Here is a 12,644-nt window from a genome sequence, read left to right as displayed (position 1 = left end):
AAAGATCCTTCCTAGCCAGAGCGCTAGAAAGGATCTTTTATGTTTTTATTTATTTGATAGAGTACTTACCAAATCCGTCAGTACCTTCACCAATATATTGAATGCTTCCGTCAGCAGGAAGTACCTTCGCTGCGTTTTTAGAAGATTCGAATATGATTTTTGCAGTTGATGGAAGTGTTGCAAATTTCCAGTTTCCGTCTGCAGAAGGGTCAATTGTTTTCTTCTCTAGGATGAAGTCTATAATTGCTTGACGGTTTTCATCTGGGTATACTTCTGTTTCTGTCGCATTACGCACACCCGGGAATGTTCCGTTCGCACGGTAGTTATTTGTTGCTACGATAAATTGCTGCTTCAAGTCAATAGGCTTGCCGTCGAATTGAAGGTTAACGATACGCGAAGCATCCTTATTCACCAAGTTACCGTCTGGATCATATTTAGCTGGTTGTGTTACATCAATTTCATATGTTACTCCATCAATCACGTCATAATTATATGAGCGGAAATCTGTATTAATAAGCTGCTGCTCATCTTTTTTAGTTGCGTTGATTTGATTGAATTGTCCTGCAGACATTTCTAACCATTCTTTCACATCAGCTCCTGTAACCTTTACAGTAGAGATTGTATTGTCATACAAGTATAGGTCTGCAACGTTTTTAATTGCTAACTCACCTGTAGGTACATAAGTGTAATATTCTGGGTCGCTTCTTGTTCCAGCTTTAAAAGGAGCTCCAGCAGAAAGAACCGGAAGTTTTTCATTTGCCGTACCTTTAAGCTTTGCTTTTACATATTCCGTTTGTGCATTGGTTACGATTTGTATGGATGGGTCATCTTGCACCTGTGAGAAGTAGCTATGAATATCTGCCGTTGTTGTTCCAACAGCTTGGCGCACATAAGAAATAGTCCCTTCATGAGCCTCCTTCACTGCATTCACGATTGTTTGGTCTACATCAGATGCATCCTTTGCAATCGTACGAACCTCAGCTTTAGATGAAGCAACCTTCCAGCCTTGTCCGTCTTTTTCCAATGTCAAATCAATTACACCTAAATGGCTTCCGAATTTACCTGGCATTACTACTGGAACACCGTTCATAGTTCCTTTTGCAATATCCACATTAGTTAAAGAAGCATCTACTTTTCCAGGGAATACTTGATGAGCGTGACCAGTGATAATCGCATCAACGCCATTTACTTTAGTCAATAAGTAGGTTACATCTTCCTCACCAACCTCATGAGTAGCATCTCCCATACCTGAGTGAGAAAGAACTACTACTACATCTGCTCCAGCTTTTTTCATATCTGGAACAACTTTTTCCACAGCTTGCACAGAATCATCTACTGTTACTTTTCCTGTTAAATGTGATTTATCCCATTTCAGGATTTGTGGAGGTACAATACCAGTTACCCCGACCTTTACTGTTGCTTTATTCCCCTTCGCATCAACCACTTCTTTATCGATTAATACGTAAGGAGTGTATGCTAATTTACCCGTAGCTGCGTCACGAACATTCGCATTTACATAAGGGAAGTCTGCATCATCTAAAACTTCATCTAAGAAATCAAGGCCGTAGTTAAATTCATGGTTACCGAAAGTAGCTCCATCATAGTCTAAAAGCTCCATAGCTGTAATAGATGGATGCTCTTCCCCATCCTCTAGCTTGTCCACTGAAGATTTATAAGATCCTAGCGGAGTTCCTTGAATAGAATCACCATTGTCGAATAATAATGTATTACTATTTTCAGTGCGTGCTTTTTTTATTAATGTCGCAGTTTTAGCAAGACCTAAGCTATTTGAAGCTGTGTCTTTATAGTAGTCGTAATTTACAATATTTGTATGAATATCAGAAGTACCTAGGATACGTAGGGAAAATGTCCCTGTCGCAGCTTCTTTATCAACACCAAATTTATTGTCATAAGCTCGGTCAATCAAATCTTTAATCATTGGTAAAGAGTTAGATTGAGGCAGCATATCAATTAAAGGATAAATAGAAAGTATAGCTTTTTTAGCTTCTTCTGTTTTACCAGCTGCTAAAGCTTTCTCAGCTTCTAGAACCTTCATATATATAGTGACAGGTATTTTTAACTCATCACGCTTAGCATTTGCCGGATCTTTATATTGTTCTAACAAAAGATCACGAGCTGACTTACCAGTAAAACGGTAAAGAATAGCTGTACGTGATTTCAGTTGAGCAGATAATTGATGATAAGATTTCTCTGCCTTTGACCAATCACGAGCTGCTTCAGCCTTTTCAATGTCTTTCATAATTGGATTTAAGTACTTGTCCGCATAGTTGTAAGCATCAATATAAGGAACAATTCCTTTTGTTACTTTTTCATAATACAAAGCATCCAAATCTTTTAACATAGTAGCTTTGTTTTTAGCATTGGATTTTGAAATTGCAGCCTTCGCTTTTGCATAACTTGCCTTCGCCTTGTTTAAAGCAGGGTATAATTCTTTACTAGTAACAATTTTCCCCTTTTGGGCAGGCACCACATAAGCATACGCTGCATTTTTCATGTCCATACGAGCTTGATCGACGATCTGTTGAGTCGAACTGCTAGCAAAAGTTACATTTGCAGAAGCAAATAAAGACGTTGCAAGCACAACCGAGACTACCGATTTTTTTAAAGATTTCCTATTCACATTTCCACCCCTATTTCTGATTTTTAAAATCCCCCAGCCTATCATTCTATTCATAAATAACGAACAATTGGGCTACTATCTAAAGATAATCAAATACTCTAATCAAAACAATGCAATAAATGTAAAAATATCGTAAAATCAAACTATTTACACTCAAAAGATTTATATTATGGGTAAAAATACATAAAAACCTATCTATTTCCAAAGTATGTATAAATTATTACAGGTGCCTGGTACCTGTAATAATTTTTCTATAATATTAAAAGTTGATATTGTTCGATAAAACCTCCATCCCTCCAAACTGGGACAGAATTTCCAAATATATTAGTATTCTAATATATTTCAGGTGCCAGGCACCCGTAATACTTTTGAAACAATATAGGTTAGTTTTTAACTAAGATTCCTGACATGTTTTCTTTTGGTTGAGTTAATAGACTCACGACTACTAATGTGATTACAGCCATTGGTAAGGCAAATAAGACGCTGTTTAGCTCAAATGGTTTGTTTAAGACAACCTCCCAGACGATTGTACTTACACCACCAACCACCATCGAGCTTAACACTCCAGTTGTTGTTGCTCGCTTCCATAGGATGGTGGCAAGCAGTGCAGGTGTAACGGATGCGCCGTACATTGTATAAGAGTACATTTGAATAGCTAACACAGAGGGGAAGTACATAGCAAGCACATATGCAACAACCCCTAATGCTACAACTACATAACGATTCATTTTTAATAGTTTTTTATCGGAAATCTCTTTTTTGCTATAGCGCTTATACAAGTCATACACAATATTCCCTGAAGCAGAGAGTAGGTAAGATGTTCCTGTGGTTATGATAAAGGCAACGCACGCACAGAGCACAACTAATCCTATTGCTAAAGGTAATCCATTAATAGCCATATTCATGTGATATTCGGAAACATCACAATAGCCGCAGTGGCAAATGTAATAGTTAACCCGATGACAAGTACACTACCTAAGAAAAAACCAATTGTTGAATTTTTCGCCGTTTTCTCGTCCTTTGCCGCAGCAAAACGCTGATACATATTTTGATCCCCTAAAATAAGCAGGAACAGGGGCAGGAAATACCCTAACAATTGTAGTGGACTAAGCCCTCCATTCCATTGCTTGGCCTGTTCCGGAAGATTTAAAGATAATCCCTCCAGTCCCCCTACTCCGTTCAACACGAAAGGTAAACCTATTAAAAATCCAAAAACTATTAATAGAGCACTTAAAGCATCTGTATAGGCAACAGAGAATAACCCACCGCTCACCGTCAAGAAAATAACAAGCACCGCGATAATAATCGCACCAGTCTCAATCGGTAACCCAGTCGTAATTTGCAGTACATACGCACCACCAGTGAACTGATAAGCGGTAATTCCCACATATGCAAGAAGTATTAATATACTCGCAACAAGACGGGCTTGACTTCCAAACCGTTTCTCAATAATTTCTGGAACCGTATATGCTTCCCCTTTGCGAACCCTTCCTGCGATAAAATAAAGAACAATAATGCCGAATATCCCACCTGATAAATTGAAAATTGCGGCCCATGGACCGTACTGATATATGAAGCTTGCCCCACCGACCACTGTCCCAGAGCCAACAAAGGTAGCTAGCAGAGTTCCAGTCATAACCCATAAGGGGAGTGATCGTCCAGCTGCCATAAAGTCCTGACTTGTATCAATCGAATTTCTACTAAAATATACCCCCATCAAGGCCATTACAGCTAAATAAATTACAACTGCGATTAAATAAATACTCATTTTATTCCCTCCCCTAAATTAGTTAAAGAATTAAATCTTCCAGCTTACTTGGATAATGAGTGACTAACTGAGTTCCCTGCTTGGTCAAAATGACAGTATCGGAGTGGCGGAAACCTCCAATTCCTGGAATATAAAGCCCCGGCTCTACGCAAAATACCATGTTCTCTTGTAGGACAAGATCATTTGAATATTTTAACGATGGCTCTTCATGAAGTCCTATCCCGATTCCATGTCCTGTGCGATGTCTGACATACTGCTCCACATTCGCATCTTTAAATACATTCAATGCAACTTCATTTACCTCCGCTGCAGTCACCCCTACTCGTATAAAATCCAGCGCAGCCTGCTGCGCCTCTTGTGACAGCTTGAACGCTTCCTCCTGCTCAATTGTTGGTTTCCCAACAAAAAAAGTACGTTCACATTCGGCTCTGTAGCCATTGATTCCAACCTGTCGACTGTGAATGATAATATCGTTAGTATCTAGAGCTCTAGTATTAGAAAACACATGTGGCATATTAGTTCTCTCTATACCGGATGGAGACATAACAAAATAATCTAATGTAGAGTTCGGATGATTCTTAGCGACCTCTAAAAATAGTGCTGTATTTCCAAATTGATCTAACTCCATTTCCGTTATATTTGGAGCTGCATGAGCTAGAGATGCCGTCAACGAAAGGCTTACCAATTTACCGGATTCGATAATTTGTTCTATTTCTTCCTCCTCTTTTATAGCTCGCATCTGTACTATTTCTTCATCTAAGCTAACTAACTCATATCCCTTATCACGTAATCTTCTTGCTAATTCAAAAGGCAAGGCACTAAACTCTACCCCCACTCTAGAACTTTCAGGATAAGTTGATATTACTTCTTCAAAAAGCTCTACATAAGAATTTGCCTGAGTTTGATGTAAAGGCGTTTCATAATAGACTAGTAGTTGATCCGCTATTGATTTATCTTTTGCGTGATTTTCTTCCAATGATGGCACGACTAGCTTTGTGTTCTGTTCACCTACAAATAAAACAATTGGTCGAGAATAAGTAATGGCTTTAAACCCACTAAAATAATATTGATTTTCAAAATTCATAATGACCGAAAGAGTTACCTCTTTCTTAGCCATCACCTCTCGCAATTGATATATCCTCTTTTCTAAATTCACATTCATAAACCCCTTTCTTTTTTCTACCTAGTTATTAATAAAAAGACCGTTTTTCATAACTCTTTTAGAATCTTTTAAAGCTAATAAACTATCTAATGGATTACTCTCTACAATTAATAAATCTGCAAACATACCCTCTTTTAAGACTCCCCTGTCCTCCAACCCTAAGCACTCAGCAGCTGTTTGAGTAGATGCATGTATAACCTCCATCCGACTCATACCTGCATCCTCCATAATCTGTAATTCATCAAAATAATAATTAGGCGGAGTTACCGGTGAACCACAATCAGTTCCCGTAGCAATTTTCACACCAAGCTTTACTGCTTTTTCGAGCATTTCCTCATGAGGCTGAACTACATGTCTTGCCTTTTCTAGAGCCCATTCTGGTATGTTTTCATCTGTTGCCAATCTTTTCATCACTATCATCGTAGGTACTAAATAGGTTCCATTTTCCTTCATTTTCTGAAGTGCACTTTCATCTGCATAAATAGCATGCTCTATTGTATCTACGCCTGCTTCAATACAGTTATGGATACCTTCTAGCCCCTCTGCATGGGCAGCCACTTTCTTATTTTTCTTATGTGCTTCCTCAACAGCTGCTTTCAGCTCGTCCACATTTAGCTGTGGAGATCCTGGCTCTTCACCAAACGTGTAAATTCCACCCGTCGCCATCAGCTTGATAAGATTTGCTCCTTCCTTCATCACCTGACGAGTTGCCCTCCGAACATCGTCTGGTCCATCTGCTTCTTTTCCTAAATAATGAACATGCCCCCCAGTCATACAAATAGCTGGTCCTGAAGCAATAATGGTTGGTCCAATCAAATCCCCACTATTAATAACATCTCGAAGATTTAATACACTTTTCTTTGGAGAAGCAACATCGCGAACGGTAGTAATACCCTCCTTTAAAGTTAGGAGTGCATGGGAGTAAGCCTCCAATGCAATAGTGGACTCATCTAAATGCTGTATGTTCTTTTGAGGGTCCTCACTTCCATCCCATACTAGATGTACATGACAATCAATTAGTCCTGGCATAACATATTGACCTTTTATATCCACTAAATTTGCTGACTCGACTTTTTCTATCTCTCCAGTCCCAATTTCTTTAATTTTCTTATCTTCTATAATTAAATAAGCATTTTCTATAATTTCTTCATCCAGTCCATTAATTAATGAACAGTTATATAAGATGGTCTGCATCTTCATCCCTTCTTTCTGTTTGTTAATAGAAATTTTAGATTTTTCTAAAATCTTTTTCATTGTATCTAGAGCACAAAAAAAAGAGACTGTTTTATAGTCTCTGGACAATAAGCTATTTGATTAAGCGCAATGCAATAGAAAAAAGCAAATATTCATTTTGATTTTCAAAAATAATTCCCGGATAAAGCTCTTGGATTTTTTCCATTCGATAGCTTACGGTATTACGATGAATAAATAATTCCTCTGCGCTTTTTTTAAGGCTAAAGAAATGCTTCAAATAAACCTCCAAAGTTTTGGTTAAGTCTGCCTGGTTACGTTTATCAAAATCTAACAAGGGCTGGAGCAACTCTTTCGCTGCCTCCTGCATAGAATCTTCTTCTTTTATCATAAACAAAAACCTGTCTACTCCTATATCCTGAAAGAGTATAAGCTTTACGTTCATTTGTTCACTTAGCTTTATACAATGCTTCGCTTGCTTATATTTTAGAAGGAGATCTTTTTCTACTTTACTAGTCATATACTCACTGACACCACAATAGGTGCCTTGTAGAGAAGACAATATTTCCTGTAGGTTATGTATTTCTATAGGGGTGGAGGCAATACAAATTACCTCTTGTTGATAAATCCAAATAATCTTGTCTGAATTTCTTCCATCCAATTTATCGTAAATCACAGTAAATCCATAATTGATTAGGTCTTCATTTTCAAAATGAAACACATAAATCTGGGACATTTTTTTTAGAGAAGAGGATAGATTGGAGGTACGATTAGGTAAACTGTTCCTGTTCTCAAAAACCGCTTCTAACAACTGTATCTCTTGATTCTTTAAAAAACGCTCTAAAGACTTTTTCTTTACCGCATCAAGCAACAAGGCCGTCTTTCCATATTGAATAGCTGAATTGATCATTAACTCTTCTACCCCGTTATTACCTATGATCAAATATCCATGCTTTTCGATTTTTTCCATAATAGGAAGGACGAAAAACACTAAATCATGCTGCAAAGAAAAGGACTCTGTCAAGGCGCTCCCGACCTCCAAGTATTTTTCTCTGTATAGAGAGTCTCTTTCTTTCTCTAAAACAGATTTTACTAGTAGGCTAAATTCCTGACGATTAAAATTATTGTTAGTCCAAATGGAAACAATGCTTAAGCTTTGATCTAGAAATACAATGGGACAGGAAAGATACTTACCTAATGTAGCAACAATATAACTGACTCCCTTATCCCTGGCAACCGCTTCTAGTAATTGAAGGTTCATATCCTCAATCCGAACACGAAGAGCATCATTTTCACCTAACAGCAATTCATTAAACTCCTTAAAAACCTCTTTATAGGATAAGTCCACTGGGATTGTGAATATAGGTAGACTGTTCGTATTAGAAAGCTGCAACAAGCTATCGGGAATAACCGCCCAGCCAGCTTCATGGATCCCTAGTGCGGAAATCTTTCGAGTGATTAACCATTCTACATGAGATAAAATTTCATACTCATCTTTAAAAGCAGCAAACGTCGTCAAAATGAACCCACCTGGATGAACCCGCTCACTTCTAAGCGGCAGCTCCTGTATATTTATATAATCTATTTCTCTCTGTTTCCCCTGCCAACCACTAACTAAACGAATGCCATACTTTTCTAACCTCGGAGCCAATCGCTCAATAGACATCAAATCACTCACCCCATTCACACAACTATTAATATACTTAAATACTATATTAGCAGAAAGTTAAGAAAATATAATTACAGATAGATTACGGGTGCCTGGCACCTATAATCCACTTGTCACATAAAAAATTGCACAAATGGGCAATGAAAAAGCGTTTCCCACCTATTAATAAGGATGGAAACGCTTTTTGATATATATGCTTATTTCACTACAAACTTGACTAAAACACTTTCAGTTAACGCAGTGCCGCTTTTTCCCTTCAGGTCATTGGTGATCATTAGCTCGTATGCACCTGGGGAATATCCTTCTTTAGGGGCGTATACCTCTATTTGCTTTCCGTTTGCTTTAGAAACAGATTTCTCAACTGAAATTCCCTTTGCTCCGTCTTTCGTCACGAAAATCGATTGGTCTAAGCTTGTTGGGTCGATTTCTTGGCTCAACGTAATTGTCCACTTCTTGTTAGAAGCTACCGGAATATTTTTTTCCATCACTTTGCCCCAGCCAATTGGTAACTCTGGTAAAGTATTTAAGAAAAATTGATCTGCAATCACTTGATAGCCTGCCTCATTAGGATGAATATCCTTTGGATTCTCCAAATAGTCAGTACCCTTAATATCAAAGGCGGGGGCTACATTGACAAAATGGACACCTTCACGTTCTGCAATAGCAGCTATTTGATTGTTCACAATAGTGAAGACCATTTGCATCTGCTGCTTCGTTGCTGGATCCTTTAAATAAGGGAATGGAAAATAATAGCCAAACAAGTAAATCTCCGCATTTGGGTTTATTGCCTTTACCTGTTTTACCGCAGAAGTTAAATTTTCTGAAACCTGGTTCAATAACAATGTTGCAGCCGCTAAATCTACATCCACACTCTCGTCTTTTGGATCATAAAAGGCTTTTATAAAATCATTCGCTCCACTGACAATGGTAACAAGCTCAGCATCCTTTAGAGACTGCTGAACGTCTTTTCGCTTCAATTTTTCTAAAAGTCCATTAGTTGTTTCGCCAGATGTAGCAAACTCTTTAGTAAATGAACCTAACTTCCCTTCCTTCTCAAGTCTCTCTGCAATCATATCTGTAAAGCCTCGACCGATCTTTTCCCCGTAAGGAGTATGACCACTTGCAATCGAATCTCCCAGAGCTACGTAATCCACCTTTGCATTGTTCGCATAGGCAGCAGGCATGTTGATACTAAACACCAACAATAATAAAGCCACCACAACCATCATTTTTTGCTTCATTCCCAAAACTCCCTTCATTAGAACTCTCTAAAGCAATTTTCCCTACATATATATTAAAAGCTCTATACCTTATTTATTTCCCTATATTTGCTTTTAAATCCTTTAAAATTAAAAAATGATAAAAAGCAGCCGAGAAAAAACTCGACTGCTTAAATATTACTTAAAATTATTCATATCTCAAAGCCTCACTAGGATTCATACGTGCAGCTTTTAAGGCAGGATAAATTCCAAACAAGCTTCCAATTCCAAAAGAAGTATACAGTGCAAGTTTTACTGCCCAAAGCGGTAACACCAATGCGAAAATCTCCACGTTATTGTTCCAGAATTCTATGAACACATAGCCGAGGCCGATCCCTACCGCTCCTCCTAAGATACAAAGCAACAAGGTCTCAAAGAAGAACTGCATCAAAATTTCAAAGGTAGTTGCACCGAGCGCCTTTCTAATACCGATTTCCTTTGTTCTTTCTCTAACAGACATGACCATTACATTCATAATACCAGTCCCACTAATTACCAATGCAGTTGCAGTGATACCAAACAGCATAACCTGTAAAATAGTAGTTACCTTCCCTAATGCTCCAAGCATTTGCTCCTGCTTTACGACGCTGAAATCTATTTCTGAATGATTGGTCTTAATTGCACCAAACACCGCACTATCCACTCGATCAACCGCTCCCACACTAGATGCTTCTACAATGATTTTGGTTAAATTTTTCATATCGGTAGTTTCAAGAGCAGTTTGAATAGGAATAACGACATTATTGTCAGTACTAGAGCCAAGAGTGGCGTTTGGCGCCAATACACCTATGACCTCATACGTTTCTTCATTTATCGTGATGGTTTGACCAACCAACGTAGAAAGTTCCTCTGCAGAGGCGCTCTCTCCTAGAATCTTGTTCATTATTCGCTTCCACCAGGGCTCTGGCTCCACTTTGGTATCCTCCGGAGACTCTCCTTCCGTGGTAGACACTTCCTTATCAAGAAGAGTCTTATGTATGTTGTTACCCAGCACGATTACCCTTGCCTTTGCATCCTGCTCCTCTTGTGTAAAGAAACGACCTTCCGACAGCTCTGCATGCTGAACGCGCAAGAATTGATCAGTTGTCCCGACCATTGAAGACTGAGCACTTTTTTCTCCATACTTCACCACATTAATAGTTTCTAAAATAGGAGTAACAGTTTTAACTTCTTCGGCCTCTGCCACCGCTTCGGCATCCTCATATGTAAGTGTGCTAGGCACGCTAGTCAATCCGCTAAGTAAATCCTTCTCACCAGTTGTGGTGTCTAGAAGCCGTCCTGGCATTACGAGAATCTGCTCTGCCCCAAGACTACCCATCTGCTTCATCAATGTATCTTTGACCCCGATGGCAATCGCAGTTAAAACAATAACAGCAAACATACCAATGACCACGCCCATCATGGCCGACAATACTCGAAAGCGATTAGACCATAAACCAAAGCAGGCTAGTTTAAACGAAGTAAGTAGTTTCATACGAGCACCCCGTTCTGCAGCTGTAAAACACGTTGAGCACGAGAAGCCACTTCCATGTCATGTGTAATAACAATAAGAGTCGCTCCTTTTTCATGCACACGGTCAAACAGCTTTAAAATGCTTTCGGTGGTTTCTTCATCTAAGCTCCCTGTCGGCTCATCTGCAAGTATAAGCGATGGTTCATTGACCAAAGCCCTTGCAATAGCAACCCGTTGCTTTTCACCACCAGATAATTGGTCAGGCTTTTGGTTTTTCTTATCCAGGATGCCCATTTCTTCTAGCATTGCAAGAACTCTTGCTTTCTTCCTTTTAAATCTTTTCTTCCCATATGTTAAGGGAAGTAACACATTTTGATAAACTGACAAGTTTGGGATGAGCTGAAAATGCTGAAACACAAATCCAATCTCCTCGTTTCTAAGTCTTGCACGACGAGCCTTTCCCATTTTATGTACAGATTTTCCAGCTAGTTCATATATTCCTTTATCTAATAAATCCAATGTCCCTAATAGATTGAGCATTGTACTCTTGCCTGAGCCCGACTTCCCCATAATAGCCACATATTCTCCTTGCTCTACTCGGAGATTCATCCCACGCAATATTTCCAACTGCTTAGTTCCTGATCGATATTTCTTTTGCACATCACGTAGTTCAATCATCTTGCATCCCTCATTTCTTACACCCATAAGCATCCTCAATCCCCCTCCCAAGATTCGACAAACCTAGTTGAAATCCTTTATTTAATGGAGAAAATGACTCTATACTCCCATAATAAAAAAAGTGTATATGAGATTTTGACTGTTCAAGAGCAGCTTTCTTTAGGTTTTATCTCTCCCTAAACCCTCAGTCTAATTTATATGGATATAAACAATAAGAATAAATAATATTGTTTTCACTCTGTAGGTAAAAAATAAAGAGGTTATGCAAACATATAAATTTGCATAACCTCTTTTTAATTATAGCCACAGCTTAGGGTGTAATTTTTTTTTTCAGAAAGAAATGTATCGCTTGGAGATAATTTAACTTCAAGTGCTCGAAAAACATATTGGCTCACTGCCATGTTCATATCATTTTTCACATTCGTATAGATTGATCCACAGAAATAGTTTTCCAAAGGCAGTCGGGGAAAATGCCATTATGGAACTTGCCAATAAAGCTGCTGCTGTTGTCGTTTTAAATACATTCCTCTTTAAAAAAATCCTTCCTGATATGTACCATTTTTTCTACTTACTTGCATTAACACGCTTCAGTTACTTATTAACGTGGTTGTCTTTAATAGATGGCCAGAGTTTATTCAATATTTCTCCCCTCTCTTTAAAATTCTTTGCTCATCTGTTGATGCTCTGCCATAAACAAATACCGTTAAACTCTAAAATAGTCGAAATCATTTAAACATGGAAGAATGTTAATATTTTTGAATTTTTAGAAGAAAAAGACATACCTTAATAGTATAATAGCTATACGAACTAGTGATTTATCCTTA

The 12,644-nt window shown here is 38.3% G+C and carries 10 protein-coding genes; 1 reads left to right on the top strand and 9 read right to left on the bottom strand.

The annotated features are described in order from the left end of the window. Window positions 1–49: 49 nt before the first annotated feature. The 9 genes from MHB55_RS04645 to MHB55_RS04605 form a co-directional block, all read right to left on the bottom strand. On the bottom strand, window positions 50–2,641 hold the full coding sequence (locus MHB55_RS04645) for a bifunctional 2',3'-cyclic-nucleotide 2'-phosphodiesterase/3'-nucleotidase (RefSeq protein WP_340862709.1): 2,592 nt from the start codon (window positions 2,639–2,641) through the stop codon (window positions 50–52). Window positions 2,642–3,024: 383 nt separating this feature from the next. Then, window positions 3,025–3,546, bottom strand: coding sequence for a sodium:solute symporter family transporter (locus tag MHB55_RS04640; protein WP_340862708.1), 522 nt, complete (start codon window positions 3,544–3,546; stop codon window positions 3,025–3,027). Further along, window positions 3,543–4,409 (bottom strand): sodium:solute symporter family protein, encoded by an 867-nt coding sequence (locus tag MHB55_RS04635; protein WP_340862707.1) that lies wholly within the window; start codon window positions 4,407–4,409, stop codon window positions 3,543–3,545. Before MHB55_RS04635 ends, MHB55_RS04640 begins: the two co-directional genes overlap by 4 nt. A gap of 22 nt (window positions 4,410–4,431) precedes the next feature. After that, the gene (locus tag MHB55_RS04630) at window positions 4,432–5,571 is read right to left on the bottom strand and encodes a M24 family metallopeptidase (protein WP_340862706.1); all 1,140 of its coding nucleotides are present in this window, start codon (window positions 5,569–5,571) and stop codon (window positions 4,432–4,434) included. A gap of 21 nt (window positions 5,572–5,592) precedes the next feature. Beyond that, window positions 5,593–6,825: a metal-dependent hydrolase family protein gene (locus MHB55_RS04625; RefSeq protein WP_340862705.1), complete on the bottom strand. Its 1,233-nt coding sequence runs from the start codon at window positions 6,823–6,825 to the stop codon at window positions 5,593–5,595. A gap of 52 nt (window positions 6,826–6,877) precedes the next feature. Further along, complete coding sequence (locus MHB55_RS04620; protein ID WP_340862704.1) at window positions 6,878–8,428, bottom strand: PucR family transcriptional regulator; 1,551 nt, start codon at window positions 8,426–8,428, stop codon at window positions 6,878–6,880. 200 nt (window positions 8,429–8,628) lie between these two features. Continuing rightward, window positions 8,629–9,672, bottom strand: a complete 1,044-nt coding sequence (locus tag MHB55_RS04615; protein WP_340862703.1) for a GDSL-type esterase/lipase family protein — start codon at window positions 9,670–9,672, stop codon at window positions 8,629–8,631. A gap of 166 nt (window positions 9,673–9,838) precedes the next feature. Next, complete coding sequence (locus tag MHB55_RS04610) at window positions 9,839–11,164, bottom strand: ABC transporter permease (protein ID WP_144537323.1); 1,326 nt, start codon at window positions 11,162–11,164, stop codon at window positions 9,839–9,841. Further along, window positions 11,161–11,853 carry an ABC transporter ATP-binding protein gene (locus tag MHB55_RS04605; protein ID WP_225215878.1) on the bottom strand — a complete coding sequence of 231 codons (693 nt, stop codon included), beginning with the start codon at window positions 11,851–11,853 and terminating at the stop codon, window positions 11,161–11,163. The genes MHB55_RS04610 and MHB55_RS04605 overlap by 4 nt, the downstream gene beginning before the upstream one ends. Window positions 11,854–12,298: 445 nt before the next feature. Between MHB55_RS04605 and MHB55_RS04600 the strand changes: the two genes are divergently transcribed. Further along, window positions 12,299–12,553, top strand: coding sequence for a hypothetical protein (locus tag MHB55_RS04600; RefSeq protein ID WP_340862702.1), 255 nt, complete (start codon window positions 12,299–12,301; stop codon window positions 12,551–12,553). Window positions 12,554–12,644: the final 91 nt, after the last annotated feature.

The sequence above is a fragment of the Psychrobacillus sp. FSL K6-1267 genome, from assembly GCF_038003265.1.
GTDB lineage: Bacteria > Bacillota > Bacilli > Bacillales_A > Planococcaceae > Psychrobacillus > Psychrobacillus faecigallinarum.
The sequence above is the reverse complement of the archived record's forward strand: the minus strand, read 5'-3'. Positions and strand labels throughout refer to the sequence as shown.